The organism is Micromonospora sp. NPDC005171, from assembly GCF_040608575.1.
Lineage (GTDB): Bacteria > Actinomycetota > Actinomycetes > Mycobacteriales > Micromonosporaceae > Micromonospora.
Window position 1 is genome coordinate 1 of record NZ_JBEXIM010000017.1, and the last position, 25,708, is coordinate 25,708.

Sequence of the window (25,708 nt, forward strand, 5' to 3'; positions counted from 1 at the left end):
TTTTTTTTTGCTTCGTGTTTTTTGGTGTGTGTCGCCCGCCATGTTTCCGCGGGGGGGGGGGGGGGCCCGTTCCGGGGGGGGGGGGGGGGGGGGCCCCCCCCCCCCCCCCCCGACCGCTCACCTCAGACCTCTTCGACCGAGCTCGGCTCGCGCCGGGACAGGTCGATGCCCAGCTCCTCAGCGGCCCGGAACACCTCGTCGTCGGTCTCGCGCATCTCCAGGGCCACACCGTCGCTGGAAAGCACCTCAACGTTGAGGCACAGCGACTGCAGCTCCTTGAGCAGCACCTTGAACGACTCCGGGATGCCCGGCTCCGGGATGTTCTCGCCCTTGACGATGGCCTCGTAGACCTTCACTCGGCCGAGCACGTCGTCGGACTTGATCGTGAGCAGCTCCTGCAGGGCGTAGGCAGCGCCGTACGCCTGCATCGCCCAGCACTCCATCTCACCGAAACGCTGACCACCGAACTGCGCCTTACCACCCAGCGGCTGCTGCGTGATCATCGAGTACGGGCCGGTCGACCGAGCGTGGATCTTGTCGTCGACCAGGTGGTTGAGCTTCAGGATGTAGACGTAGCCGACCGCGATCGGGTCCGGCAGCGGCTCACCGGAACGACCGTCGAACAGCTGCGCCTTGCCGGTACGCCCGATCAGCTGCTTGCCGTCCCGGTTGGGCAGGGTCGACTCGAGCAGACCGGAGATCTCCTCCTCGCGGGCACCGTCGAAGACCGGGGTGGCCACGTTGGTGTCACCCTCGGACTCGTGCGCGTCGATCGAGCGGAGCTGGCGCTTCCAGTCGGCGTCGTCACCCTCGACCTTCCAACCGGTCTTGGCGACCCAACCGAGGTGGGTCTCCAGCACCTGGCCGATGTTCATCCGGCTCGGCACACCGAGCGGGTTGAGCACGATGTCGACCGGGGTGCCGTCCTCAAGGAACGGCATGTCCTCGATCGGCAGGATCTTCGAGATGACACCCTTGTTGCCGTGCCGGCCGGCGAGCTTGTCGCCGTCCTGGATCTTGCGCTTCTGGGCGACGTAAACCCGGACCAGCTCGTTGACACCCGGCGGCAACTCGTCGCCGTCCTCGCGGGAGAACGTGCGCACACCGATGACCGTGCCGGTCTCGCCGTGCGGCACCTTCAGCGAGGTGTCCCGAACCTCACGCGCCTTCTCACCGAAGATCGCGCGGAGCAGCCGCTCCTCCGGGGTCAGCTCGGTCTCACCCTTGGGCGTGACCTTGCCGACCAGGATGTCACCGGGGACGACCTCGGCACCGATCCGGATGATGCCGCGCTCGTCGAGGTCAGCGAGCATTTCCTCGCTGACGTTCGGGATGTCGCGGGTGATCTCCTCCGGGCCAAGCTTGGTGTCCCGGGCGTCGACCTCGTGCTCCTCGATGTGGATCGAGGTGAGCACGTCCTGCTGCACGAGGCGCTGCGACAGGATGATCGCGTCCTCGTAGTTGTGGCCCTCCCAGCACATGAACGCCACCAGCAGGTTGCGTCCGAGCGCCATCTCGCCCTCGTCGGTGCACGGACCGTCGGCGATGACCTGACCGGCCTCGACGCGGTCGCCCTCGAAGACCACCGGCTTCTGGTTGACGCAGGAGCCGGCGTTGGAGCGGCGGAACTTGTGCAGCAGGTACGTCCGGCGGTGGCCGTCATCCTGGTGGATGGTGACGTAGTCGGCGCAGAGATCCTCGATCACACCGCCGACCTCGGCGACAACCACGTCGCCAGCGTCGACCGCGGCACGGTACTCCATGCCCGTACCCACGAGCGGCGCCTCGGCCTTGACCAGCGGCACCGCCTGGCGCTGCATGTTCGCGCCCATCAGTGCCCGGTTGGCGTCGTCGTGCTCAAGGAACGGGATCATGGCGGTCGCGACCGAGGTCATCTGCCGGGGCGAGACGTCCATGTAGTCGACGGCACCGGGGACGACGTCCTCGGTCTCGCCGCCCTTACGACGGCAGAGCACCCGCTCCTCGGCGAACGTGCCGTCAGCCTTCAGGCGCGCGTTGGCCTGGGCCTTGACGAACCGGTCCTCCTCGTCCGCGGTCAGGTAGTCGATCTGGTCGGTGACCCGACCCTCGACGACCTTCCGGTACGGCGTCTCGATGAAGCCGAACGGGTTGACCCGGGCGAAGGTGGACAGCGCGCCGATCAGGCCGATGTTCGGGCCTTCCGGCGTCTCGATCGGGCACATCCGGCCGTAGTGGGACGGGTGCACGTCGCGGACCTCGAAGCCGGCCCGCTCCCGGGACAGACCACCCGGGCCGAGCGCGCTCAGCCGACGCCGGTGGGTCAGGCCCGCCAGCGGGTTGGTCTGGTCCATGAACTGGGACAGCTGAGACGTCCCGAAGAACTCCTTGATCGCCGCCACCACCGGGCGGATGTTGATCAGGGTCTGCGGGGTGATCGCCTCGACGTCCTGCGTGGTCATCCGCTCGCGGACGACCCGCTCCATCCGGGACAGACCGACCCGGACCTGGTTCTGGATCAGCTCGCCCACGGTACGCAGACGCCGGTTACCGAAGTGGTCGATGTCGTCGGCCTCGTAGCCGTCCTCACCGGCGTGCAGCCGGCACAGGTACTCCACGGTGGCGACGATGTCGTCCTCGGTCAGCGTGCCGGTGGTGATCGGCACGTCGACTTCGAGCTTCTTGTTGAACTTGTAGCGCCCAACCTTGGCGACGTCGTACCTCTTCGGGTTGAAGAAGAGGTTGTCGAGCAGGGTCTGGGCGTTCTCGCGCGTCGGCGGCTCGCCAGGGCGCAGCTTGCGGTAGATGTCGAGCAGCGCCTCGTCGGCGCCGGCGATGTGGTCCTTCTCGAGCGTGGTCATCATCAGCTCGGACCAGCCGAACCGCTCACGGATCCGCTCGGCCGACCATCCGATGGCCTTGAGCAGGACGGTGACGGCCTGCCGACGCTTACGGTCGATGCGTACGCCGACCGTGTCGCGCTTGTCGATGTCGAACTCCAGCCAGGCACCCCGACTCGGGATGACCTTGACGCTGGAGAGGTCGCGGTCGGAGGTCTTGTCCGGCTGCTTGTCGAAGTACACGCCCGGGGACCGGACGAGCTGGCTGACCACGACACGCTCGGTGCCGTTGATGACGAAGGTGCCCTTGGGCGTCATCATCGGGAAGTCACCCATGAACACCGTCTGGCTCTTGATCTCGCCAGTGGTGTTGTTGGTGAACTCCGCGGTCACGAAGAGCGGAGCGCAGTAGGTCAGGTCCTTCTCCTTGCACTCCTCGATCGAGGCCTTGACCTCGTCGAAGCGCGGCGCTGAGAAGGAGAGCGACATGGTGCCGGAGAAGTCCTCAATGGGACTGATCTCTTCAAGGATCTCCGCGAGACCCGATCGTGCGTGCGGGTCGTCCGCCGACCGGCCCTGCCAAGCCTCGTTGCCGACGAGCCAGTCGAAGGACTCGTTCTGAATGGCAAGGAGGTTGGGGACCTCGAGGTGTTCGGTGATCCTGCCGAATGAAACTCGGCGGGGAGCGAATGCGCTCGACGTACGACTGGTCTTCGCAGGGCGGGAAGCTGCCAAGATGCGTCCTTCCGAGGACCGGTGCTGCAGAACGGCTGGTACGCGTGCACTCCAATGACCCCACCAGAAATATCCGTAAACGGACATTTCCGAGCAGGGGTCAAGTCGGAAGGCAGCGCAAACTAGCAGTGTAGCCGAGAGGCTAACCGCTGTCCAGCCCACCCCGCAGGTTGTTTGCGGAGCGCGCCTCGGCCCCCGTCAACCGGGGTCTGCCGGGCCGCTCAGAACGCAACTCCCCACTGGGCCGCTCGGGTTACCGCGGCCGATGGTGCCGCCGCTGTCATACCCACGTCGTGGCCGTCGCAAGCGCGGTGTCTTGCTGGTGTCAGCGTGCCTGGCAGCCCCGGGCCGCGTCAAGGGCCGGTATTCCCCTTGCTGCGTGTTTCCCCCTGGAGAGCGACCCGCCGCCCTCGTTCCGGTCCACGGAGCCGCTGGTCGGAGCCCAGCTCAGGGCCGGTCGGAGCGCACTGCACCAATACGGCGGGCGGTGATCCGTGTCGGATCACCGCCCGCCGCGACGCGATGGTGTCCCGGCTCACGAGCCGGGTACGCGTTGGTGGAGCGTCAGGTCACTTGAGGGTGACCTTGGCGCCCTCGCCCTCGAGCTTGGCCTTCGCCTTGTCGGCGGTCTCCTTGTTGACCTTCTCCAGGATGGCCTTCGGCGCGGACTCAACCGCGTCCTTGGCCTCCTTGAGGCCCAGGCCGGTCAGCTCACGCACGACCTTGATGACCTGGATCTTCTTGCCACCGTCGGCCTCGAGGATGACGTCGAACTCGTCCTTCTCCTCCTCGGCCGGGGCAGCGGCGCCACCGGCGCCACCACCGGCAGCGGCAACCGCGACCGGAGCGGCGGCGGTGACCTCGAAGGTCTCCTCGAACTGCTTCACGAACTCAGAGAGCTCGATCAGCGTCATCTCCTTGAACGCGTCGAGCAGCTCGTCGGTGCTGAGCTTCGCCATATCTGGCGTCCTTTCCTGATTCTGTTAAGTAAGAACTGGTGCGCCGTGGGGGCCTCAGGCCGCCTCGGCGCCCTCCTTCTCGCGCTTGTCCTGCAGTGCAGCCGCCAGACGGGCGGTCTTCGACAGCGGGGCCTGGAACAGGGCCGCGGCCTTGCTCAGGTTGCCCTTCATCGCGCCGGCCAGCTTGGCCAGCAGCACCTCGCGGGACTCCAGGTCGGCGAGCTTCGTGACCTCGGCCGCGGAAATGGCCTTGCCCTCGAAGACACCGCCCTTGATGACGAGCTTCGGGTTGGCCTTCGCGAAGTCGCGAAGCCCCTTCGCCGCCTCGACGACGTCGCCCGAAACGAAAGTCAGCGCGGTAGGACCGGTGAACAGCTCGTCGAGGCCGGTGATGCCCGCGTCCGTCGCAGCACGCTTGGCCAGCGTGTTCTTCGCGACCGTGTAGCTGGTATCGGCGCCGAGCGAGCGCCGAAGCTGGGTGAGCTGGGAAACCGTCAGACCGCGGTACTCGGTCAGCACGGTGGCGCCCGAGCTGCGGAAGCTCTCGGTCAGCTCAGCGACGGCCGTGGCCTTGTCGGCCCGGATCGGCTTGTCCGCCATGTCCCTCCTCTCTCGTTACTCGAGGCTGGTCCCCGATTCGGCCGAAGCCGGAACGGGGGCGGAGGCAGCACGACAACGAAAAAGCCCCGGCGCAGGGCGCACGGGGCGAGGGCCGGCGGATCATCATGGTCGGCGGACCACGTTCACTGCCGAGTTACGCTTGCCGCCCTACGCGGGTCGCCCGTCGTCGCGGGACCTTCGACCGTGCCGAAGCACGGTGACCAGCGGTCTTTGGGTGGTTCCTCATCCATGAGAACACGGATGACGTTTGAAGAGTACGCGCCCGGGTCATCAGCACCAAATCGCGGCCTGTGAGCCGCGCCACCGGCTGCGGTCAGGTCAGCCCTGGGCCCGCCGCCGCCACAGGTAGCCGCCGACGACCGCCGCGCTCCAGGCCACCGCCCACCCGCTCAGCCCCAGCAGGGTCAGCGCGGCGGCGTCGCCGCCGGTGGTGCGAGCGGCGGCCATGATCGGCGGCGCCAGCCAGGGGGCCACCGAGCCGGTCAGACCGAGCACCACAGCGCCGACCCCGCCGAGGGCCAACACAGCGACGCCGTACCCGGCGCCGCCCACCGACGCCCGGCTGGCCAACGCCCCGAGAGCAACCGCAGCGGGTACGACCAGCAGGTGCGCCCACAATCCCAGCGCGAGCCCGACCGGAATCGACCGGTCCCCCAGGTCGACCGGGCCGGACACCCCACCGACCAGCCACGGAAAGAGCAGCGCGACGGCCACCGTCACCAGCGCCGCCACCGCGGCGGCGAACAGCCCGGCCAACCGCTCCCGCGCCACCCCGACCGTCACCTGCGCCAGTCGACGCTGCACGTCCGGCTCGACGTCCAACAGGATCTTGGTCTGCCAGGCCAGCACCGGGAAGAGCACCACCGCGGAGACGCCGTACGCCTCCGCCGGCTGGGCGCGGCCACCGCCGTAGAGGGTGCCGAGCGTGATCAGGCCGGCCAGCAACGGTGCCAGCGCCCGGCCGGTCCGTAGGAAACCGGCCAACCGCATCCGGACCAGGGCGGTCACCGGGCCTCCCCCGCCGCGGGCTCGACCGCGGCGTCGGCGGTCTCCGGCTGCTCCGCTGCCAACTCCCCGGCCAGCCCGAGCGACGGCTCGGCGGGTCGGGCGGCACCGGCAGGCCGCAACGGCTCAGCGGGCCGCGCCAGGAGTGCGGCGGGGGCGGCGTCGGAGCGTACCCCCAGCACCTGGTGGCCCTCGGCGCGCAACCGGGCGACGGTGCCGGCGACCCGCGCGGCCGGCACCGCGACCTCGACCACCGCGAACGTCTCGTCCGTCGACGACGTCTCCTCGGAGAGCGAGCCGTCGGCCACCAACCAGCGGCGCGCGGCCGGCAGTCGGACCGTCTCGCCGCGGTGGTCGCTGACCAGCACCGACCCGTCAGCAGCGAGCACCTCGGCGATCAGTTCGGGCACCAACTCGCGGGTGGTGGCGTCCAGCCCCTCCCACGGCTCGTCGAGGACCAGCAGGCCCGGCGGGCGCAGCATGGCCTGGGCCAGGCCGACCTTCTGCGCGGTGCCCTTCGACAACTCCGGCAGCCGGACCGAGCGGAAGGCGGACAGCCCGAGCCGGTCGGTCCAGGAGGTCACCGCCTCGTCGGCCGCGGCCCTGCCCAGCCCCGCCACCCGGGCCATCCCGGTCAGGTAGCGGGTCACCGTGAACGGTTGGTCGGCGGGGAAACGCTCCGGCACCCAGCCCACCCGCTCCGGCCGGTCGGTGACCCGGCCCCGGCCCGGTCGGAGGACCCCCGCGGCCACCTGGAGCAGTGTCGACTTGCCCACCCCGTTGCGGCCCAGCACGATCGCCGCCTCGCCGGGACCGATCCGCACGTCGATGCCCTGCAGCACCCACGGCCCCCGCCGGTGGTACCGCAACCAGACGTTCTCCAGCCGCATGGGGTCGAGCCTGCCACACCTCAAACGCGCCGGGGCGCCGCCACTGTCGTGGCGACGCCCCGGTGGAGCGAACTGTCGACTCAGGCGTCGGCCTGGTCCTCCCGAAGGTTCTTCACCAGGTTCGGGTCGACCGGGACGCCCGGGCCCATCGTGGTGGTCAGGATGACCTTGCGGAGGTACTTGCCCTTGGCCGCCGACGGCTTGGCACGCAGCACCTCGTCGAGCACCGCAGCGTAGTTGTCCACCAGCTGGGTCTCCGTGAAGGAGGCCTTGCCGATGATCAGGTGCAGGTTGGAGTGCTTGTCCACCCGGAAGGTGATCTTGCCGCCCTTGATGTCCTGCACCGCCTTGGTGACGTCCATGGTCACCGTGCCGGTCTTCGGGTTCGGCATGAGACCGCGCGGGCCCAGGATCCGCGCGATCCGGCCGATCTTGGCCATCTGGTCCGGCGTGGCAATCGCCGCGTCGAAGTCGAGCCAACCACCCTGGATCCGGGCGACCAGCTCATCGGTGCCCACCTCGTCCGCACCCGCGGCGGCGGCCTCTTCGGCCTTCGCGCCACTGGCGAACACGATCACGCGGGCGGTCTTACCGGTGCCGTGCGGCAGGTTGACCGTGCCGCGGACCATCTGGTCCGCCTTGCGGGGGTCGACGCCGAGGCGCATGGCGACCTCGACCGTGGCGTCGAACTTGACGTTGGTGGTCTCCTTGGCCAGCTTCACGGCCTCGGTGGGGGTGTAGAGCTTCGACCGGTCGATGACATCGGCGGCCTTGCGGTAGCTCTTGCTGCGCTGCATTGCTGATTACTCCTGTGGTCTCTGGCGGGCCGCTCGGCGCGAGCCCTCCCACGGTCGGGTCGAAGGCCGGGGCCGACGTCAGTCGTTGACGGTGATGCCCATCGACCGGGCGGTGCCGGCGATGATCTTCTCGGCCTGGGCGATGTCGTTGGCGTTGAGGTCGGCCATCTTCTTCTCGGCGATCTCACGCAGCTGGGCGCGGCTGACCGAGCCGACCTTCTCGGACTGCGGAACACCCGAACCCTTCTGCACACCGGCGGCCTTGATCAGCAGCCGGGCAGCGGGCGGGGTCTTCAGCACGAACGTGAAGGACCGGTCCTCGTACACGCTGATCTCGGCGGGGACGATGTCGCCCCGCTGAGACTCGGTCTGCGCGTTGTAGGACTTGCAGAACTCCATGATGTTCACGCCGTGCTGGCCGAGCGCGGGGCCGACCGGCGGCGCCGGCGTGGCCTGGCCCGCCGGCAGCTGAAGCGTGAACGTCTTGACGAGCTTCTTCTTCGGAGGCATGTCACTTCCTGGGGCTTGGAGCTGGGAAAATGCGGCTGTCGCCGCCCTCGGGCGCGCACGGTCAGCGCGGTGCGACAGCGGCGACATTCAAGAGTAGCGCAGGCCGCAGCCCACTCGTCCGCCGAGGTCGAGCGAGAGCGCGTACGCCGACGTCGGCGGCGGGCCGGGCCCGCCGCCGACGACCAATCAGATCTTGGCGACCTGGTTGAAGTTGAGCTCCACCGGAGTCTCGCGACCGAAGATCGACACCAGCACCTTGAGCTTCTGCTGGTCGGCGTTGATCTCGCTGATCGTGGCCGGCAGCGACGCGAACGCGCCGTCGGTGACGGTGACGGAGTCGCCCACCTCGAAGTCGAGGACCTTGATCTCCGGCTTCGCCTTCTTCTGCTCGGTCTCGACAGCCGGCGCCAGCCACTTCAGCACCTCGTCGAGCGAGAGCGGAGCGGGCCGGTCGGCCCGGTCGGTCGCGCCGACGAAGCCGGTCACACCCGGGGTGTTCCGGACACAGGAGTAGGACTCGGCGGTGAGCTCCATCCGGACCAGGATGTAGCCCGGGAAGACCTTGGCCTGGATCTGCGAACGCTTACCGTTCTTGACCTCGACCTCTTCCCGGGTCGGCACCTCGACCTGGTAGATGAAGTCCTCCATGTCGAGGCTCGTGATCCGGGTCTCGAGGTTGGTCTTGACCTTGTTCTCGTAGCCGGCGTACGAGTGCACCACGTACCAGTCACCCGGCGCGTAGCGCAGCTTCTGCCTCAGCTCCGCGACGGGGTCGTAGTCCTCGTCCGGTGCGGGCTCGGTCGTTGGGAACTCCGGCTCGCTGGCGGCCTCAACCGACTCGTCACCAGCCGCCGTCGCGACCGTGGACTGCTCGTCCACCGGTCCGGCGGTCTCGTCGTACTCAGGCACGCTCGCTCACTTCCGTCACTATGGCTGGAGGCAGCCGGTCAGTCCGAGTTGCCAAAGACAAACAACACGACCTTGGCGAAGCCGAAGTCCAGCACACCCACGATCGTCAGCATCACCGCGACGAACGCCACCACCACGGCGGTGTAGGTCAGCAACTCCTTGCGGGTCGGCCAGATGACCTTACGCAGTTCGGCTACGACCTCGCGGAAAAACCGGGCGATGCGGCCGAAGACGCCCACCCGACCCGTCTCCGACCGGGTGGTCGGTCGGCTGTCCGCCGACTCCGCCCGGGCACGGGACCGCGTGGCGGTGCCTCCTCGGGAAACCGGCTCGTCCGCGCCGGAGGCGTCGTCGTCGGCCACGTCGTCGACGACCTCGTCGTCCAGACGATCGTCGCCGTCGTCGTCGCGCCGCTTGTTGTCGGCCACTTCGCCCTCCGTCGCGGAATCTGGGGTCGCACGCCGGGCGGCGTACGCGGCGCTGGTCACGCCGGCCGGACCCAACCGTCCCGCGACGGGCCGCGGCCGGTGGATCACCCGGAGGGCCCGATTGCCTCGGAACCACCCCGCCGATGCCACCACCACGGGCCGGACGCCGCCAAGCTGGCGGCGCGACCCACGGGAACGGTCAGGCCTGAGGCGCAGGGGTGACAGGACTTGAACCTGCAGCCTGCGGTTTTGGAGACCGCTGCTCTGCCAATTGAGCTACACCCCTATGCGGCAACACTCGCCCCACGCGGCCACAGACGACCGAGCAGGGGTCACTTGCCCCACGGCGGACCAGTGTACGGGTAGCCGCCCGACTTTCCCAACCGGTCTCTCCGCCACGCGTGGCGGGCTCGGTTCAGGGTGCCGTTCGGATGGTTGCCCGCGCCTGCGACAGCACCTTGTCACCCAGGCAGGTGGCGGTCACCTCGAGTCGGGTGAGGCCGTCCTCGGTCACCTCACGGACCCGCGCGGTCACCTCGATTTCGGTCCCCTGGTCGTCGTCCGGGACCACCACCGGCCGGGTGAAACGCACGCCGTACTCGACCACCGCGTCCGGCGAACCGGCCCACTCGGTGACCGCCCGGCCGACCAACGCCATGGTGAACATGCCGTGGGCGATCACCCCGGGCAGACCCACGGTGGTGGCGACCCGATCACTCCAGTGGATCGGGTTGAAGTCGCCGGAGGCGCCGGCGTAGCGGACCAGGTCCGCGCGGGTCACCCGAAACGTCTGTGCTGGCAACTCCATCTCACGCCTCCCCGCGTACGACATACCGGGCCCAGACTGCGACGACGGGTTCCCCGCCGACGGTGCTCACGTCGGTGCGCGTGGTCAGGAAGCCGTGCCCACCCCGGGTGCTGACGTCCTCGATGGTGTTGGTGCAGACCAGCTCGTCGCCGGCGAACACCGGCCGGGTGTACGCGAACCGCTGATCGCCGTGCACCAGGCGGCTGTAGTCGACGCCCAGGGCCGGGTCCTCGATGATCTGGCTGCTCGCGGCCATCGTCACGATCACCGGGAAGGTCGGCGGGGCCACCACGTCGGGGTGGCCCAGCGCCCGCGCGGCCTCCGGGTCATGGTGGGCCGGGTCGGTGGCGCCGATGGCGGTGGCGAACTCGCGGATCTTTTCTCGGCCCACCTGGTAGGGGGCGGTCGGCGGATAGGTCCGGCCGACGAAGGAAGGGTCCAGAGACATGCCGCGAACCTACACGGAATGCCCAATCGCCGACCTGATCGGTAGGCGGCGGCGGAGCCGCGCCAAACCGGTCAGATCGGCGATGGAAAAGCTTCGACAGCGGCCGGCCCCAAGGCCGGCGGCAATCAGCGGGTCTCGCGGTGAACGGTGTGCCGACCGTCGCGCGGGCAGAACTTCTTCAGCTCGATGCGGTCGGGGTCGTTGCGGCGGTTCTTGCGCGTGATGTAGTTGCGCTCCTTGCACTCCACACACGCCAAAGTGATCTTCGGCCGGACATCGGTAGCCTTCGCCACGGCGGAGTGCCTTCCTCGCTAACGGAAACAAACTACGACGCGCCAGCCTAGACGCTGACAGCGCGGACATGCAAAGTGGGCGCCAGAAGCGCCCATTCTTACGACCACCGGCAACCAGCCCGGAAGACGAGAGTAGCGGTGGCCGGACTTGAACCGGCGACACAGCGATTATGAGCCGCTTGCTCTACCATCTGAGCTACACCGCTGCGATGGGTCCAGCTGAACCCTCGAGCCCCCTTACGGAATCGAACCGTAGACCTTCTCCTTACCATGGAGACGCTCTGCCGACTGAGCTAAGGGGGCCTGCGCGATCTCCCCGTGGGGCGCGCAGGAGTAAGAGTACACGGCCCGGCTCGACAGGTGAAATCGGATCCCCGGTGATCGTCCGCGCCCTGTTCAGGGCACGACGCGAAGGCGCGGCAGCTCCCCGTTGGAGGTCGTCTCCGGCTCGACCTGGGCGCCGAACCAGGCGGCCAACCGCTCGTACGGCAACGGCCGGCTGAACAGGAAGCCCTGCCCGATCTCACAGCCGATGTCCTGGAGAAGCTCCAGGGTCAGCTCGCTCTCCACCCCCTCGGCCACCACGGCCAGGCCGAACTGCTGGGAGAGGGTCACCACCGCGTTGACGATCGCCAGGTCCCCCGGATCGGTCGCCATGCCCTGCACGAAGGAACGGTCCACCTTCACCTCGTGCACCGGCAGCCGGCGCAGATGCGCCAGGGACGAGTCGCCGGTGCCGAAGTCGTCCACCGACAGCCGTACGCCGAGATCCCGCAGCCGTTGCAGGGTGGGGATGGGCCGGTCCGTGCCGTCCAGCACCCCCGACTCGGTGATCTCCAGCGTGAGGCGCTGCGCCGGCACCTTGTACTCGGTCAGCAACTCCTGGACCCGGTCCGGGAAGTGCTGGTCGATCAGCGTACGAGCGGAGAGGTTGACCGCGATGGGCAGCGGCTGGTCGGCGAGCGCCCAGTCCCGACTGCGGCGCAGGCCCTCGCGGAGCACCACCTCGGTGAGCCGGCTCAACTGACCGGTGTGCTCGGCCACCGCCACGAAGTCCTCCGGCGCGACAGTGCCGTGCGTCGGGTGCTCCCACCGGGCCAGACACTCCACACCGACCAGGCGCCGGTCCCGCAGAGTCACCTTGGGCTGGAAGTAGACCTCCAGCTCGTCCTGGTCCAGTGCTCGGCGCAGATCGCCGGCCAGGCCCAGCCGGCGCAGTGAACGGGACTCCAGCGCGGGGTTGAACAGCTGCACGCTGCCCGGCACCGACTTGGCCGCGGTGGCGGCGAGGTCGACCCGCAGCAGCAGGGTCGCCGCGTCGCTGCCGTGATCCGGGTGTACGGCCACCCCGACGGCAGTGTCCACGTCGAGGGTGAGCGCGTCGAAGACCATCTCGTCGCGAATCTGGTCGCGTAGTTGAGCGGCCAACTCAAGCGCCGCCTCGGCGCTCTCCAACCGCAGCGTCACCAGGAACTCGTCCCCGCCGGCACGGCCGACCAAGGCCGACGACGGCGCGCTGGCCCGCAACCGGTTGGCGACCTCGGCGAGGACCTTGTCCCCGGCCGCGTGCCCCAGGGACTCGTTGACCTGACGCAGCCCGTCGACGTCGAAGAGCAGCAGCGCCACCACCTCGCCCGGCGCGCGGATCTTGACCGACTCGTCCAGCGCTCCGGTGATCCGCCGCCGGTTGGGCAGGCGGGTCAACGTGTCGTGGTGCGCGTCGTGCCGGAGCCGGTCGACCAGTCGCGAATTTTCCAGGGCCACGGCCGCGTGCGCGGCGACCGTCTCGAAGACGGGGATGTCGCCGGGCGTGAAATGACCGACGTCGCTGAGCCGGTTGACCACCTCGAGCGTGCCGATCACCGCCTGACCCGAGTAGAGCGGCACCACGATGATGTCCTTCACACCGGTGGCGCGCAGCGAGCCCCGCAGGCTCTCCTCGTCCCCGAGGCGAACACCCATGGCCAGACTGCGACGCTGACGGCGGGCCTCCTCGCGGACGACCACAGGCGTCGGTGACGTGTCCAACAGGCCGGCGTCGTCGACCCGCGCGGTGAGCATCACCTCCGGGTGCCGGCCCTGGGCGGGCAGCCACAGCGTGGCGTACTCAGCCTGCATCAGCCCCCGGATCCGGCCGAGCAGGACGTCGGCCAGGTTGCCGCTCTGCCCGTTGGCGGTCATCGCCTGGGTGAGCTCGTACATGTCGCCGAGCGTCCGGTGTTGGCGGAAGAACTGCTCGTACGACCGGTAGACCTTCGCGAGCGCGACCCCGAGCACGACGATCAGCACGGCCGACCACCAGGTGCTGTCCACAGCGATCAGGACGATCAGCCCGACCACGAGGTTGACACCGTTGGCCAGCAGAGATGGCAACCCGCTGCGCAGCACACCCAGCGCGGCGTGCCGGCCATGCATGATCGCGATCACTCCGGCCACGCCAGCGAGGGTCGACACCACGACGGTACCGACGGACGCGAAGAGCACGCCCCACGTCTGCGGTCCGACGCCCACGACCGGCGGGAGCGCCAGCAGGACGAGACCGGCCAGCGATACGGCCGCAGCGGCGTTGGCGACGTTGAAGGCCAGCTTCTCCGCGCCGAAGCGGTACCGCAGGTGGGTGATCAGGGTGGAGAGGGTGTAAACCAGGACGACCATCAGCGGCGGCAGGAAGACGAACGCCGGCACCAGCGGGATCTCGACGAGCCGCACCCCGAAGGACTGCCGCCCGATGACGAAGTTCAGCATCGGCAGGCCGGCGATCACCATCACGCCCAGCAGGACCGCGGCTAGCCCCCAGGACCCGGAGGGGTGCGGTCGGTTCGGGGTCACCAGCCCGATCGTCATCGAGCAGACGACGGCCAGGAACATCAACGGCCCGGTGATGAACCATGCGTACTGGGCCGGGCGCCGAGGAGACCCCGAGCCACCCGACGCGGACCGGGGGCCAGCCATCCCACTCCTTACCGGTCACTGCCGCGAAGGACGCGCGGCCGGGGACGAAGCTGACGACACCGTCAAGTGCGACCCTGGTGTCGCCTGCCTCGACTAGTGCTTCGGCGCCGTCCAGACGTAGTCAAAAGCCTGAAACTCCCCGAAACTCCCGGAAGCCCCGCCTGCCATTACAGCGAAAGCCAAGACTGCGAACACCATGCCGACCCGCCGGGCCAGCCTTTGACCAGACATCGTGTGCTCCTCATGGCAGGGGTGTCGGGAAGGCAAGATTCCACGATGGTGCCACACACGAGGCAGCCCGCAAAGCGGTCGGACGGCTGAGCAGCGCGGGCCCGTCCAGCCGGCCCGAACGCTTCAACGACGGAAGCCCAGCAAGGTCGTTGGCTCGTTCCAGGAGACGCGCAGATGATGCGTGTTCAAGTTATAGCCACAATTTGGATCTACGTCATGGATGCCGCTTCCAGTAACAAAGCCCGCTGCGAACGCAAAGCCGGCAGGTATGGCGGCACCGGATCTTCCCGACCAGGCGAACTCCCCAGGGTGATGGGTGCGGTGGGCCGGGTTCGCAACCGGTGACCAGTTGAACACAACAATCCTGTCGGATCCATAGGATCGGAGTCTCTCGATTATCACCGCCGGAGGGGGACGGTTCGAGGGTCTGTAGCCTTCGCGACCGATCGGCGAGGCCCCCATGGCTGCCCGCTGGAGTTCCACGGCTCCATCACGTGGACCCGTGGCCCGCCCTCACAGGGCCAGCAGTTACCGCAGGCTCGGGACTACCGCGCGGCTCGGGCCTACCGCAGCGGCCGGAACGCGGCCCGCACCTCGGCGGCGAAGAGCTCCGGCTCCTCCCAGGCCGCGAAGTGCCCGCCGCGGTCAGCCTCGTTGAAGTACGAGAGGCCGGGGTAGACCGCCTCGGCCCAGCTCCGCGGAGCGGCCCAGATCTCGCCGGGGAACGTGGTGAAGCCGACCGCTACCGAGACCGGCGGCGGGGTCTGACCGGCCCCCTGGGCCGCGGCCTGAAACCGCCCGGCCTCCCAGTACCACCGGGCGGACGAGGTGCCGGTGCCGGTCAGCCAGTACAGCGTGACGTTGTCGACAATGGACTCGCGGGTGAGGCCGCCGGTCGGTGCGCCGTCGAGGAACGCCCGCGAGATCTTGTAGTAGCTGTCGGTGTCGTGGTCGAACATCCAGGCAGCCAGCCCGACCGGCGAATCCAGCAGCGAGTACCCGATCGTCTGCGGTCGAGTGGACTGCTCCAGGAAATAGCCGAACCCGTCCTTCGCGAACAGGTTCAGCGCGTCGCGCGCCGCGCGCTCCTGCGCCGTATTCGTCGGCAGTTGGTCCTTGATACCTATCGCCCCGGCGAGCAGGTTGACGTGGATGCCGAGCAGCCCGTCGGGCCCCTGGCGGCCCATGGCGTCCGTGACGGCGGCACCCACGTCGCCGCCCTGGGCGACGTAGCGCGGGCAGCCGAGGCGCTGCATCAGCACCGCCCAGGCACTCGCCATGCGGTTGGCGTTCCAGCCGGGCTCGGTCGGCTCGCCGGAGAAGCCATAGCCGGGCAGGGACGGCAGCACCAGGTGGAACGCGTCCTCGGGAGAGCCACCGTGCGCGGTCGGGTCGGTGAGCGGGCCGATCACCCCTAGCAGTTCGACGACCGAGCCAGGCCAGCCGTGCGTCATGATCAGCGGCAGGGCGTTCTCGTGCTGCGACCGCACATGGATGAAGTGAATCTCCACGCCGTCGATGGTGGTCGTGTACTGCGGCAGGGCGTTCAGCTTCGTCTCGAACGCACGCCAGTCGTAGTCGGTCAGCCAGTAGCGGGCCAACTCCTGGACCGTCGCCAACTGCACCCCCTGCGAGCGATCCGTGACCAACTCGCGAGTGGGCCAGCGCGTGGCCGCCACCCGGCGACGCAGATCGGCGATCGCGTCCTCCGATGTGTCGAGCCGGAAGGGACGAATTTCGTTGTCGTCGGACATCTTCCCCACCCGCCAGGTCGAGTCGGCCAGCGACGGTGCCGGCACTCGCTCAGTCTCACAGCGGGCCCACGTCCCGCGCGCCGAAACGCATATCGCCGATCACCGCCCGCGCCAGCGCCCCCTACGACAGCCGGGGCTACTTTTGATCACCGGCCGCGCGCTCGCCGGGACATTCCTCCGCGTCACCGATGCCGAGCCGACCGGGGCCTCGAACATCTGCATGATCACCCGACCCACGACAGACATCGCCGGCCAGACCCTTCAACGGCTGAGATCCGAGTGGCCTCGCCCGGTTGGCGCCGACACTCACCAGCATTGGTTCTCGGGTCCCGCCGTTCCCGCACCCCGCCGTTCGTGAGCAGGACGGACCGCGAGGCTGTCAGCCATGTGACGGCACCCTGACGAAGCGACGGGACGTGCCTACGCTGAGCGCACGGTTCGCCCGGCGACGCTCCGAAGGGAGCCGTCCCATGCCATCCATCCTCGGCACCGCCCTCCTCGCGGCCGCTTTGACGGCCGCACCAACCGCGTCCGCCCCCGACGCCCTGGTCAGCTACCGCCTGGTGGACCTCGGCACCCTCGGCGGCGACAGCAGCTTCGCCAGCGCCATGAACGACCGCGGTGACGTGGTCGGCCGCGCCCAGGCCACCGACGGCACCTACCGCGGATTCCTCTGGCACCACGGTCGGATGAGCGATCTCGGCGCGTTCACCCCGACCGACGTCAACGACCGCGGCCAGGTCTCGGGTGGGCTGTACCTGCCACCGGACGCCTTCCACGCCGCCCGGTGGCACAACGGCCGGGTCACCGACCTCGGTGCCGGCCCCTTCAACCGCAGCAACACGTACGCCCTCAACGACCGCGGCTGGGTGATCGGCTGGCAGTTCTCGGCCGACCAGTTCCCCCGCGGCATCCTCTGGCGGCACGGCCACGCCCTGGACGTCGGCACTCTCGGCGGCAGCTTCACCGAACTGCGGGCGATCAACAACCGCGGCGAGATCCTGGCCATCTCCCAGGCCACCGACGGAAGCTCCCGCCCGGCGCTGTGGCGACGAGGCGTCCTGCACGACCTCAGCCTCGCCGGGATCAGCACGTACGGGGAGGTCGTCGACCTCGACGACCGTGGCCGCATCGCCGCGTCGGTCCGCACGGACTCAGGTGTCAGAGCGGTCGTCTACCACCCGCGCTGACCTGCCGGTCCCGGGCGGCGTGGCCCACGCGGCCTGATCATGACCTACGACATTGCCTCGAAGGCACCACCGTGTCACCGGGCCGCGGAAGCAACTCCACCGCCAGGACGTCCACAAAAGCTGCGGCGCCCTCGCGGCAAAATGGTGGCGTGATGACCGAGCCCGTCACCGCCGACCAGGCGGTCCTGGTGGTCAACCTGGAAGGGTTGCCTGACAGCTCTGGCGGCTGTCTTCTTGCCCTGACGTTGGAAGCTCCGGTCTTCCTTCGTGCCGGCGACGTCTGGTGGGTTGAGGATGAGGTGCTGTACGTCCAACGCGGAGACGCTCCGGCCGTGGCGCATCCAGGACGCCTCGAATGGCGTCGGAAGTGGTAGCGGGCGTGCCCTCGGCACCAGGGGGGGGCAAGATCGAACCGCCCACGATCTGCTGCCCACAACCAGTCGTAATCGTCTTGCCTCAACCAGACTTCGCTAGATCAACGACAACGGCCCCTGATCAGCATCTCTGCTGGTCAGGGGCCGCATCTGCACCTGGTGGCGGGTAGAGGATTCGAACCTCTGAAGCTTTCGCGACGGATTTACAGGGCGTCCGCGATCTTGGCTGCCTCAACGCCTGTGAACTGGTAATTTACTCGTCCGGATAGAAGCGGCCCGGTCAGCCGCCCACCATCTGCCCACGCCCCAGACTCACGCAACGTCTCAGGAAGCCGAGGGCAACGGCGAACCAGAGAGCCTGCCAACTTCTCCCGAGGAGGCGGGAGAACTGGCGGGCGTAGGCACCGACACGGAAGGCGTCACCCCCGGGGCGCTGGTTTGGTCGGAAGGCCAAATAAGGGGCACAACCATCGCGACGATCGCGACCAGCAGTGCAATCCAAGCCACGCGCCGACTGTCCTTGGCCAGCGCGAGAGCCTCAAGCTCTCTCTGCTCAGCGCGCTCAAGCCGTTGCTGGTCGTCAGCCCGGTCGCTCTCCACCTTCGTCACGAAGTCCGAGAACCGCTGCGTAAGGACAACGTTCTGCTCTAAGAGTTCCGTCTCACGTTGTTCCGCCCGTTCCTGGCGCTCGGCCTCCTCGGCCGCACGCTCTGCCTCCTCGGCCTCACGCTCGGCCATGGCCTCTGCCACCTCGTCCGCCAACCGGCTGGACACGGTGGTCTGCAGCCTGAAATCCCCCAGGAAGTTCATCGGATCACTCACGAAGCGCCGTTGCCCTTTCAGCCAACCACTCTGCCGTCACCTACCGCAGCCCTGTCCGCAACAACGGGTCACCCGAGGGCATTCCCGATCTTGTCGTTGATCGTGTCTCCTTCCCCATCGATGCAGTTCGCATAGACCCGGAGGAGGACGGCGACACCGTGACCCAAGCGCCGGGCTACCTCGGTCGGCGGGACGCCGGCATTCAGCCAGAGCGATGCCGCCGCGTGCCGCAGGTCGTAGGGCCGACGTACCAGCGGCGAGGCGACCTGCGATTCGGTCAGCGCCTTCTCGCGGGCGAGCTTCCACCACCGGTCGTAGACCGACTCGGAAAGCGGCCCGCCGTGCAGGCCCCGGAAGAACCGACCGTCCGGGCTGACTCCGTGATTCTCGACGTGCGCGCACAGCAGCTCGACGAGCCGGGGCGGGATCGGGACCGTACGAGTCTCGGCCCTCCCCCGGTGCTTGAGTCCGCGCCGCTCGTGAGAGCCGCCGTCATCGGTCCAGTGCGACCCGGCGCGCGGCGAGGTGCCGGCGAGCACCAGGCGGCCCCAGCGATGTTCGATCTTCTCGTGGTCGCAGGACCGGGAAGGCTTCACCGCCGCCAGGTCGTCGAAGTCCGCCCCGCAGTCGGCGCACCGGCCGGCAAGGTCGCAGTCCTCTCGCCGCAGGTCGGCCGCTTCCGAAGGGCGCATACCCGCGTAGTAGAGGCAGCCGAAGAAAGCCGTGACCTTGTCGGCGCGTTTGCCGAGAGATTTCACCGCCTCCAGCAGCGTGGCGACCTGGGCCGGGTTTGCCACCACCCGCCGATCGATGGACTGAGCTACCTCGGGGGCGGTCCACTGGACCCGGTCGACCGGGTTGGAGGCGATCAGCTCCAGCTCGACTGCGTACCCGAGCACGTTGTAGAAGGTCGCCCGCTTCCGCTGGACGGTGGAGGCCGCCGCAGGCTTGCCGTCGAGGCGTACACACAGGCTGTCGAGGACGCGGCGGATCACCGCGGGTGAGTCCAGCTCGACGACCGGGAGGGACGCGGTGTCCAGCCAGGCGAGGGCAGCCGCGTGCTCGGTGGGGATCTCGTCGGACCAGCGGCGCGGGTTGAGGCCGTAGAGGTACAGCGACTCACGGAGCAGCGCGTCAGTCGGTCGGCCCCGCTTGGCCGGACGGGTCAGGGTGACCGTGATCGAAGTCAGCGCCTCGACGATCGACCGCCGGGTCTTGGCTGCCGCCCGGGGCCACTTCATCTCGACGTACGCACGGCTGTGCGCGTACCAGGTGGTGGGGTTCTTGGTTCTGGCCTCGGAGACCGGGCGGCCGGTGGCCGGGTCGAAGGGCTCCCCCGCGTTGGCCGCCTGGACCAGCTCGGCGCGGAACGAGTGCGCCAGGGCCTTGGTACGGAACATGTCCTCGAAGCGTTGCCCGCTCACCGCCCAGCGGACCCGCCACGGCCGAGCCTTCCGGTCAGCGCGCTTGCCGATCTCCCAGATCTGGACCTCGTAACTCTTCATGCGGCGTCCTGCTCCAGGTCGCCGAGCCACCGACCGAGCGCCGAACGGCGGACCCGCAGCTGCCCGTTCGGGAGCTTGATTACCCGTGGTCCCTTGCCGGTCTGCCGCCAGTAGAACCAGGTCGAGCGCGGTACGCGCAGTTCGGCGAGCACTTCCGGCACGGTCAACAACTCCTCGTTCACTGCCTCTCCTCCCCGTCCTGCTGTGCGCTCTGCTGAGTTGCCGAAAGATCTGAGGACCCCTGCGCGGCCCGGTCCTTGGCGGCGAGTAGTTCAGATCGCCAGCGGGCGCGTTCGCTGATCGACCGCATGAGCCGGTGTGTCATCGGGCCGACGTCGGGATCGTCGGGTCGGGCGAGTTCCCAGGCGTGGCGGACCCGTTCGGTGGTGTCGCCCTGGTCGTCGACGAACTGCGTACCGTCGGTGGTGACACCGAGCAGTGCCCGCACCCAGGCCCGCGCGTCGTGCTTGTGGTCGGCGAGGGTCTTACCGGACCAGTCGCGGGAGATGAGGATGCGCCGGCCGCCGATGCCGAGGGTGTCGCGCTGGTGGACCTTGCCCTTGCAGCGGCCGGGCTTGAGCTTGGCGTGTGCCTTCTTGGGCTGGACACCGTAGAGCAGCCAGTTGGCGCATCGATCGGTGCAGGGGGTGAGCTGGAGTTGCTGCCAGAGTCGGTCGAGGTGCTTGCGCTGGCGGTCGGTGGTCGCTTTGTGGCAGTCGCCGGTGTGCTTGGTGATGTATTTCGTGACGTATCGGATGGTCCGTTCGGCGTCCTCGGTGCCGGGCATGACGCCGCGGGCGTCGACCTGGGCGCCGAAGCGCACGACGTGCACCGGTTCCGCGTCCGGGTCGTCGTCGATGGCGTCGAGGGCTTCCGTCCAGGTGGTCAGTGGCTCGCGGGTGTCCGGGTCGACCCATGCGGCCGCCCGCTCGTCCCAGATCGGGAGCCGGTCGAGGGTGTAGCGCTGGACGTCAACCGAGGGCCACCACACCTGGTGGTAGGTCGCCGCCGCCACGGTGCGGAGCACGTCCCGGGGGATGGTGCCGCGGATGGCGAAGTGGGCGTGTGGGGCGAGTCGGCGTTGCGGCTCGACGCAGCCGGCGTACTGGACGTTCCAGCCCTCGCATCGTCGGAGGTTTTGCCAGAAGCGGTCGAGGAGCCGGGGGAAGTGGACGGCGTCCCAGGCGGCGCGGCGGTAGTCGTACCTGGCCGGGCTGACGGGGGTGCCGTCGGGGCGGACCGGGCCGTACGAGTCGAGGGTGAGCGTGAGCCACATCGACGGTTGGTAGGTGGCGCCGTCCGGGGCGGTGTAGGTCTTCCCGACGGTGCGGCGCTCGACCTTGCGCCGAGGCAGTTCCGGGGCATCCTGGCGCCGCTTGGTGGAGCGCTTGCGCCGTGGGCCGGGCTCGTCGTCCTGGTCCTCGTCGTCGCTAGCGTGAGGTGGTCCAACGCGCCCGCGTAGACCCTCAGCGGCGATGGCTTCCTCTACCTCGCGGATTGCCTCGTCGAGGTCGGTTACCTGGTCCCACTGGGCTGCGCGTACGGCCTCGTCGCGGGAGAACTCCAGGTGTGCGCGGAACAGGATCAGTGACTTCTGCGCCTCGGTCGCGGGTTCCGGGCCGGGTAGCGGTTCGTCGTCGCGGTGCCAGCCCTCGCGGATCTGGGCTTGCCGTAGCCGGCGGTTCTTCTTGGCGCACGGCGGGCACTTGTCCTCACGGGTCGCCCCACAGGGTAGGTCGATGACCTCGGTCAGGCCGGTGTCGAGGTCGGTGCGGCGCATCGCGAGGGGGCGGACGCAGACGCCGTACTCGATGGCGATGTCCTTGAGGACGTCGATTGAGCGGGGTAGCGCCATGCGGGCCGCCCGCGACCCCGGCCGAGGTGCAGCCGGGGCCGGGGCGGCGGGTTCGAGGCCGGGCAGGGTGGGAGCGGTCATCGGCCGACCCCTACCGCGAGTCGAATGCGGTGGTCCGGGGTGCGGGTCCGCCGGTACTGTCCGGGCTCACCAAGAATCCGAGCGGCGAGGTCGACATGAGCAGCGATGACGGTACGACGGTGCTGTGGCGCCCAACCGGGCCGAAAGAGCTGGATCTCGTCCGCGAGTCCGGATGGCGGGCGTGGCCGCCGCGCCTGCCGGATCAGCCGATCTTCTACCCGGTCCTGAACGAGGACTACGCGGTGATGATCGCCCGGGACTGGAACGTGCCCGTGTCCGGCGTCGGCTACGTGACCCGCTTCCGGGTGGAGTCGGAGTTCCTGAGTCGGTACCCGGTACGCCAGGCAGGGGGAAAGACCATTCTGGAGCTGTGGGTGCCGGCCGAGGAGCTGGACGAGTTCAACACTCACATCGTCGGCCTGATCGAGGTCGTGCACGAGTTCCGGTAGCCGCCGCCCGGCGGCGAGGGTGGCCGTCATCGGATGATCCCGACGACCTGGGGCCGGTTGGGCTGGACGGCCTTGATCGGAGGCAGCATCGCGGCTGATGCCGGCGGCATCACCGGAGCCGGCGGCGCGGGTTCGACAAGCTGCGGCTCGTCGTACCAATCGCCCTGCGGCTGATCGGCCTCAGGGACCGGCGCAGCGGTGGGTAAGCTGGACAGGACGACCTTCACCAGGGCGAGGAAGGCCAGCGAGGGCACCGCCGCGACGATCCAGCCCCAGACGGAGGGTTCGGCTTCGGCGACTTGGGCGGCGAGGGAGAGCAGCGCGAACGCGATCAGGAGCACGCCGACCAGGCCGACGGGGCGACCGTTGCGGCGGCGGGCGCGGATCTCCAGGCCGAGGTAAATCGCCATCAGCTCGACGGCTACGGCGTTGGCCCAGCCGATCCAGTTGGGTTGGCCGTGGGCGACGGTGAGGTCGTGGACGTGGGTGAAGGCGGCGGCGCCAGCCATGGTGCCGACGACGAGCAGGATCAGCACCCGGATGCCGGATTCAGCGCGGATCATCGGCCGCCCCTGGTGTCGCGGACGGTCAGGATGATGCAGATCTGTTGGCCGTTGAGGTCGCGGCGGCGGTTGACCATGTGCGCCAGGCCGTGCAGGGCACCGGCGAGCCGGTCCGGGGAGCCGTTGAGTTCGATGTGCAGCGGCTTGAGGCGGTGGGTGCCGAGGAAGAAGCTCTTGAGGGACATCGGTTACCTCCGGGCCGGGGCGACGCGGGTACGGATGTGGTCCGGCGGCTCACCGAGGGAGGCCACCGCTTCGGAGAGGCAGCGCCACAGCGCCCACGCCTCGTCGGGGGTCAGGTACATGCGGCGCCGGCCGCCACCGACGGCGAGATAGACCGGGTACGCGTCGGGCCGGGCGGGGTCGACGCGCACGGACACGGCCGTACTGGTGGCACCGTCGGTGCCGGGGGCGCGGAGCCGGTAGAAGGTCCGGCCGTCGGTCGGAGCGGTCACCGCGGCTCACCCCCGTCGGTGTCCCGGTCGAGGATGTTCAGCAGCGAGTCGGGCAGCAGCGGTCCGCGACGCTGCCGGGGCAGAGGCGGCCGGGTCGGTTCGGTGGCGGTTTCCCGGCCGACCTGAGCAAGGATGTCCGCCGCGTCGGCCGGCGCCGGGTACTCCGCGGCCAACTCCCGGATGTGGTCGTCGGAGATGTAGGAGAAGCGGACCCGGGCCGGCTCGGGGGTGCCGTCGAGGATCACGTAGCCGACGCCCTTGGCCCAGCGGGGCATCTGGTCGGCGAGGGCACCCCGGTTGCGGGCACCGTCGCCCAACACGAGGTCGACCTGAGCGGCCTCGGTCAGGCCGAGAGCGATCCGGGTCGGGAACAGGTCCCGGAACGGCAGCACCTCCTTGCGGGGGTCCTGCAACGCGGCCACCACCAGAACGCCGACGCCAGCCCCCTGCGACAGCAGCAGACCGAGCGAACCGGCGATGCGCTTACGCAGGTCGACGTCCTGGAGGTACGCGGTCAGTGCCGCCATTTCGTCGATGACGACCACGACCAGGGGGTCATCCAGGGTCGGAGTGTGGATCCGCACCGCGCCGGCAAGCCGGGTCTGCCGCTCGCGCATCACCGTCACGGCCTCGTCGAGCAGATCGGCCATGGCCTCGAACGACTTGCAGGCGAACCGGGCGAACAGCGGACGGCCCATGGCGAATTCCATGCCGCCCTTGGGGTCGATCACCCAGAGCCGGACCAGCCCGGAGGAGATCCCACCGGCCAGGACGCGGACCAGCGACCACAGGACCGAGCCCTTACCCGAGCGGGTGGCGCCCCCGATCAGGACGTGCGTGGCGAGCAGGTGCAGGCACCAGTGCCGCAGGTCTTCCCGCCGCGCCAGGGGTAGAGCGGTGAAATCGGGCACCGACGGGACGTCGAACGGATCGACCAGGGTGCGCAGCGCGTCCGTGCGGACCACCACCAGGTAGACCACCGACGGCCGGTCCCGGAACCGCAGCCGATCCACCGCGCCCAGGACCAACGCCCAGTAGCCCGACCGGGTCGGCGGGTCATCGGGACGCTCGGAATAGACCCGGGCATGCCGCCGGCCGAAGGCGTACGCAAGGTTCGCCGTCGCCTTCTGGAACTCCTCCGGTGTCTGGCCGCGGACCATGCGGATGGTCAGCACGTCGAGCGCCTGATCCGAGCGGACCCGCAGCAGCTCCGGCAGGACCGTGCGATGGTCGTACACCTTGGCTAGGCCGCAGAGGGTCATGGCCTCACGCCAGGCCCGCCGGTAGACGAAGAGCTGACGGAACCGGCCGAGGATCGGACCGGCGCACCAGGTCCACCAGGACGACTCGTGCCGCCACCGCCACAGCGCCGAGACGGCAGCGGCCAGGACCACGGGCACGATCACACCGGATCGGCCGAACTCCCGGTAGAAGGTCACCCCGGCCACGACCAGGCCGACGGCGACCGGGTGGCGAAGACACCACCACAGGCCCCGCCACAGCCACCGCAGCACCAGGCCGAGCGCGATCAGCCACACCGGCAGCTCCAGCCGACGCGGCCGGATCACCACCAGGTCCCCAGCGGTGGTCATCACGACCTCACCACGCGGCCGGCGCATCATCACGCACCCGCCACTGTGGGCCGCCGCAGGACGGCAGGCATACGCTTGGACATGTCACTACCTCTCTCGACAGAGCAGGGGAAAGAGACAGAGGGCGGGGCTGCCGTCCGCCAAGACCTGACAGCCCCGCCCCCACCACATCCGGCTACTGCGCCGCCTTCGCCGCCACGCCCGCCGGGGCACGCATACCGGTCGCCCGCAGCGAATACGCCATCCGACCGTTGTTGCCCACGTACGGCGTGACGGTCATGCCGTCGAACTCCACCGCCTCGAACAGGCCACCCGTCGGCGGCACCGGCTGATAGTCCGCCGAGATCTTCACCGTCGTCTCCCGCGACCGCTTTCCCAGCTCCGGATCCAGGTCCATCACCCGGACCTGCCACACCCGCTGACCGGTCAGCTTGTCCTTGGCCGGACTACGCCGGCCCGTCTTCTCGTCGTAGTCCTCGACCTCGCCCAAAGACTCGGGCACCAACGCGCACCCCGCCGGGAACACGTCCTCACACCGCACCGCGAACCTCGTACCGCCACGCAGAGCCATCGCTCAACCTCCACTTGTTAGCTTGTCTGCCAAGCTGCGTCCAAGGTAGACGGCACTTGGCAGACAAGTCAACAAGTTGGCCCACGCCGGTC

General features: G+C 69.0%; 26 protein-coding genes and 3 tRNA genes. 3 read left to right on the plus strand and 26 right to left on the minus strand.

Annotated features, from left to right (window positions below; genetic code table 11):
- Positions 1–122: 122 nt before the first annotated feature.
- From ABZU74_RS20440 to ABZU74_RS20520, 17 genes are all read right to left on the minus strand, one after another.
- Positions 123–3,554, minus strand: a complete 3,432-nt coding sequence (locus ABZU74_RS20440) for a DNA-directed RNA polymerase subunit beta (RefSeq protein ID WP_355426055.1) — start codon at positions 3,552–3,554, stop codon at positions 123–125.
- Positions 3,555–4,123: 569 nt separating this feature from the next.
- A complete protein-coding gene (gene rplL, locus ABZU74_RS20445) occupies positions 4,124–4,513 on the minus strand; it encodes a 50S ribosomal protein L7/L12 (protein ID WP_030329874.1) in 390 nt (129 codons plus the stop codon).
- A 54-nt stretch (positions 4,514–4,567) separates the two neighbouring features.
- Positions 4,568–5,113: a 50S ribosomal protein L10 gene (gene rplJ, locus ABZU74_RS20450; RefSeq protein ID WP_030329872.1), complete on the minus strand. Its 546-nt coding sequence runs from the start codon at positions 5,111–5,113 to the stop codon at positions 4,568–4,570.
- A 339-nt stretch (positions 5,114–5,452) separates the two neighbouring features.
- On the minus strand, positions 5,453–6,142 hold the full coding sequence (locus ABZU74_RS20455) for a hypothetical protein (protein WP_355426059.1): 690 nt from the start codon (positions 6,140–6,142) through the stop codon (positions 5,453–5,455).
- Positions 6,139–7,029, minus strand: coding sequence for an ATP-binding cassette domain-containing protein (locus tag ABZU74_RS20460; RefSeq protein ID WP_355426062.1), 891 nt, complete (start codon positions 7,027–7,029; stop codon positions 6,139–6,141). The genes ABZU74_RS20455 and ABZU74_RS20460 overlap by 4 nt, the downstream gene beginning before the upstream one ends.
- A gap of 80 nt (positions 7,030–7,109) precedes the next feature.
- Positions 7,110–7,826: a 50S ribosomal protein L1 gene (rplA, locus tag ABZU74_RS20465; protein WP_091402424.1), complete on the minus strand. Its 717-nt coding sequence runs from the start codon at positions 7,824–7,826 to the stop codon at positions 7,110–7,112.
- 78 nt (positions 7,827–7,904) lie between these two features.
- A complete protein-coding gene (gene rplK, locus ABZU74_RS20470) occupies positions 7,905–8,336 on the minus strand; it encodes a 50S ribosomal protein L11 (RefSeq protein ID WP_124820953.1) in 432 nt (143 codons plus the stop codon).
- A 186-nt stretch (positions 8,337–8,522) separates the two neighbouring features.
- Positions 8,523–9,245 carry a transcription termination/antitermination protein NusG gene (gene nusG / locus ABZU74_RS20475; protein ID WP_112584800.1) on the minus strand — a complete coding sequence of 241 codons (723 nt, stop codon included), beginning with the start codon at positions 9,243–9,245 and terminating at the stop codon, positions 8,523–8,525.
- 38 nt (positions 9,246–9,283) lie between these two features.
- On the minus strand, positions 9,284–9,673 hold the full coding sequence (secE, locus tag ABZU74_RS20480) for a preprotein translocase subunit SecE (protein WP_091403530.1): 390 nt from the start codon (positions 9,671–9,673) through the stop codon (positions 9,284–9,286).
- 213 nt (positions 9,674–9,886) lie between these two features.
- A tRNA-Trp gene (locus tag ABZU74_RS20485) sits at positions 9,887–9,959 on the minus strand.
- A gap of 129 nt (positions 9,960–10,088) precedes the next feature.
- Positions 10,089–10,481, minus strand: a complete 393-nt coding sequence (locus tag ABZU74_RS20490) for a MaoC family dehydratase (protein WP_355426067.1) — start codon at positions 10,479–10,481, stop codon at positions 10,089–10,091.
- A 1-nt stretch (position 10,482) separates the two neighbouring features.
- Complete coding sequence (locus tag ABZU74_RS20495; RefSeq protein ID WP_355426070.1) at positions 10,483–10,929, minus strand: MaoC family dehydratase N-terminal domain-containing protein; 447 nt, start codon at positions 10,927–10,929, stop codon at positions 10,483–10,485.
- A 125-nt stretch (positions 10,930–11,054) separates the two neighbouring features.
- Entirely contained in the window at positions 11,055–11,222 is a 168-nt protein-coding gene (rpmG, locus tag ABZU74_RS20500) for a 50S ribosomal protein L33 (RefSeq protein ID WP_007073056.1), read from the minus strand.
- 133 nt (positions 11,223–11,355) lie between these two features.
- Positions 11,356–11,428, minus strand: a tRNA-Met gene (locus tag ABZU74_RS20505).
- A gap of 24 nt (positions 11,429–11,452) precedes the next feature.
- Positions 11,453–11,525, minus strand: a tRNA-Thr gene (locus ABZU74_RS20510).
- Between the two features lie 93 nt (positions 11,526–11,618).
- Positions 11,619–14,090, minus strand: a complete 2,472-nt coding sequence (locus ABZU74_RS20515; RefSeq protein WP_355426275.1) for an EAL domain-containing protein — start codon at positions 14,088–14,090, stop codon at positions 11,619–11,621.
- An 878-nt stretch (positions 14,091–14,968) separates the two neighbouring features.
- The gene (locus ABZU74_RS20520; RefSeq protein ID WP_355426278.1) at positions 14,969–16,159 is read right to left on the minus strand and encodes an epoxide hydrolase family protein; all 1,191 of its coding nucleotides are present in this window, start codon (positions 16,157–16,159) and stop codon (positions 14,969–14,971) included.
- Positions 16,160–16,629: 470 nt separating this feature from the next.
- Between ABZU74_RS20520 and ABZU74_RS20525 the strand changes: the two genes are divergently transcribed.
- Together ABZU74_RS20525 and ABZU74_RS20530 are read left to right on the plus strand one after the other, a co-directional pair.
- Complete coding sequence (locus tag ABZU74_RS20525; RefSeq protein ID WP_355426073.1) at positions 16,630–17,349, plus strand: hypothetical protein; 720 nt, start codon at positions 16,630–16,632, stop codon at positions 17,347–17,349.
- A 152-nt stretch (positions 17,350–17,501) separates the two neighbouring features.
- Complete coding sequence (locus ABZU74_RS20530; RefSeq protein WP_355426076.1) at positions 17,502–17,723, plus strand: hypothetical protein; 222 nt, start codon at positions 17,502–17,504, stop codon at positions 17,721–17,723.
- 324 nt (positions 17,724–18,047) lie between these two features.
- Here the strand turns inward: ABZU74_RS20530 and ABZU74_RS20535 are convergent, their stop codons facing one another.
- The 4 genes from ABZU74_RS20535 to ABZU74_RS20550 form a co-directional block, all read right to left on the minus strand.
- Positions 18,048–18,545: a hypothetical protein gene (locus tag ABZU74_RS20535; RefSeq protein WP_355426079.1), complete on the minus strand. Its 498-nt coding sequence runs from the start codon at positions 18,543–18,545 to the stop codon at positions 18,048–18,050.
- A gap of 68 nt (positions 18,546–18,613) precedes the next feature.
- Positions 18,614–20,050, minus strand: a complete 1,437-nt coding sequence (locus tag ABZU74_RS20540; protein ID WP_355426082.1) for a site-specific integrase — start codon at positions 20,048–20,050, stop codon at positions 18,614–18,616.
- Positions 20,047–20,232 carry a helix-turn-helix domain-containing protein gene (locus ABZU74_RS20545; RefSeq protein ID WP_030329852.1) on the minus strand — a complete coding sequence of 62 codons (186 nt, stop codon included), beginning with the start codon at positions 20,230–20,232 and terminating at the stop codon, positions 20,047–20,049. Before ABZU74_RS20545 ends, ABZU74_RS20540 begins: the two co-directional genes overlap by 4 nt.
- Entirely contained in the window at positions 20,229–21,986 is a 1,758-nt protein-coding gene (locus tag ABZU74_RS20550) for a replication initiator (protein WP_355426085.1), read from the minus strand. Before ABZU74_RS20550 ends, ABZU74_RS20545 begins: the two co-directional genes overlap by 4 nt.
- Positions 21,987–22,081: 95 nt before the next feature.
- On the opposite strand from ABZU74_RS20550, the gene ABZU74_RS20555 reads away from it, so the two are divergent.
- On the plus strand, positions 22,082–22,435 hold the full coding sequence (locus ABZU74_RS20555) for a hypothetical protein (protein ID WP_355426088.1): 354 nt from the start codon (positions 22,082–22,084) through the stop codon (positions 22,433–22,435).
- A 26-nt stretch (positions 22,436–22,461) separates the two neighbouring features.
- On the opposite strand, the gene ABZU74_RS20560 is transcribed toward ABZU74_RS20555, so the two are convergent.
- The 5 genes from ABZU74_RS20560 to ABZU74_RS20580 all read right to left on the minus strand — a co-directional run bounded on the left by ABZU74_RS20560 (position 22,462) and on the right by ABZU74_RS20580 (position 25,616).
- Positions 22,462–22,998 carry a DUF2637 domain-containing protein gene (locus ABZU74_RS20560; protein WP_355426091.1) on the minus strand — a complete coding sequence of 179 codons (537 nt, stop codon included), beginning with the start codon at positions 22,996–22,998 and terminating at the stop codon, positions 22,462–22,464.
- Positions 22,995–23,183 (minus strand): hypothetical protein, encoded by a 189-nt coding sequence (locus ABZU74_RS20565; protein ID WP_112671649.1) that lies wholly within the window; start codon positions 23,181–23,183, stop codon positions 22,995–22,997. Before ABZU74_RS20565 ends, ABZU74_RS20560 begins: the two co-directional genes overlap by 4 nt.
- 3 nt (positions 23,184–23,186) lie before the next feature.
- The gene (locus tag ABZU74_RS20570; protein ID WP_121676974.1) at positions 23,187–23,453 is read right to left on the minus strand and encodes a hypothetical protein; all 267 of its coding nucleotides are present in this window, start codon (positions 23,451–23,453) and stop codon (positions 23,187–23,189) included.
- Positions 23,450–25,045 carry an FtsK/SpoIIIE domain-containing protein gene (locus tag ABZU74_RS20575; protein WP_355426095.1) on the minus strand — a complete coding sequence of 532 codons (1,596 nt, stop codon included), beginning with the start codon at positions 25,043–25,045 and terminating at the stop codon, positions 23,450–23,452. Before ABZU74_RS20575 ends, ABZU74_RS20570 begins: the two co-directional genes overlap by 4 nt.
- Before the next feature lie 175 nt (positions 25,046–25,220).
- Positions 25,221–25,616: a hypothetical protein gene (locus ABZU74_RS20580; protein WP_030489556.1), complete on the minus strand. Its 396-nt coding sequence runs from the start codon at positions 25,614–25,616 to the stop codon at positions 25,221–25,223.
- Positions 25,617–25,708 lie beyond the last annotated feature (92 nt).

Coding starts and splice junctions, on each gene's coding strand:
- rplL (WP_030329874.1), bottom strand. CDS start 4,513: ATGGCGAAGCTCAGCACCGACGAGCTGCTCGACGCGTTCAAGGAGATG.
- rplJ (WP_030329872.1), bottom strand. CDS start 5,113: ATGGCGGACAAGCCGATCCGGGCCGACAAGGCCACGGCCGTCGCTGAG.
- ABZU74_RS20460 (WP_355426062.1), bottom strand. CDS start 7,029: ATGCGGCTGGAGAACGTCTGGTTGCGGTACCACCGGCGGGGGCCGTGG.
- rplA (WP_091402424.1), bottom strand. CDS start 7,826: ATGCAGCGCAGCAAGAGCTACCGCAAGGCCGCCGATGTCATCGACCGG.
- rplK (WP_124820953.1), bottom strand. CDS start 8,336: ATGCCTCCGAAGAAGAAGCTCGTCAAGACGTTCACGCTTCAGCTGCCG.
- ABZU74_RS20490 (WP_355426067.1), bottom strand. CDS start 10,481: ATGGAGTTGCCAGCACAGACGTTTCGGGTGACCCGCGCGGACCTGGTC.
- ABZU74_RS20495 (WP_355426070.1), bottom strand. CDS start 10,929: ATGTCTCTGGACCCTTCCTTCGTCGGCCGGACCTATCCGCCGACCGCC.
- ABZU74_RS20515 (WP_355426275.1), bottom strand. CDS start 14,090: ATGTTCCTGGCCGTCGTCTGCTCGATGACGATCGGGCTGGTGACCCCG.
- ABZU74_RS20520 (WP_355426278.1), bottom strand. CDS start 16,159: ATGTCCGACGACAACGAAATTCGTCCCTTCCGGCTCGACACATCGGAG.
- ABZU74_RS20525 (WP_355426073.1), top strand. CDS start 16,630: ATGCCATCCATCCTCGGCACCGCCCTCCTCGCGGCCGCTTTGACGGCC.
- ABZU74_RS20530 (WP_355426076.1), top strand. CDS start 17,502: ATGACCGAGCCCGTCACCGCCGACCAGGCGGTCCTGGTGGTCAACCTG.
- ABZU74_RS20540 (WP_355426082.1), bottom strand. CDS start 20,050: ATGAAGAGTTACGAGGTCCAGATCTGGGAGATCGGCAAGCGCGCTGAC.
- ABZU74_RS20550 (WP_355426085.1), bottom strand. CDS start 21,986: ATGACCGCTCCCACCCTGCCCGGCCTCGAACCCGCCGCCCCGGCCCCG.
- ABZU74_RS20555 (WP_355426088.1), top strand. CDS start 22,082: ATGAGCAGCGATGACGGTACGACGGTGCTGTGGCGCCCAACCGGGCCG.
- ABZU74_RS20560 (WP_355426091.1), bottom strand. CDS start 22,998: ATGATCCGCGCTGAATCCGGCATCCGGGTGCTGATCCTGCTCGTCGTC.
- ABZU74_RS20565 (WP_112671649.1), bottom strand. CDS start 23,183: ATGTCCCTCAAGAGCTTCTTCCTCGGCACCCACCGCCTCAAGCCGCTG.
- ABZU74_RS20575 (WP_355426095.1), bottom strand. CDS start 25,045: ATGACCACCGCTGGGGACCTGGTGGTGATCCGGCCGCGTCGGCTGGAG.
- ABZU74_RS20580 (WP_030489556.1), bottom strand. CDS start 25,616: ATGGCTCTGCGTGGCGGTACGAGGTTCGCGGTGCGGTGTGAGGACGTG.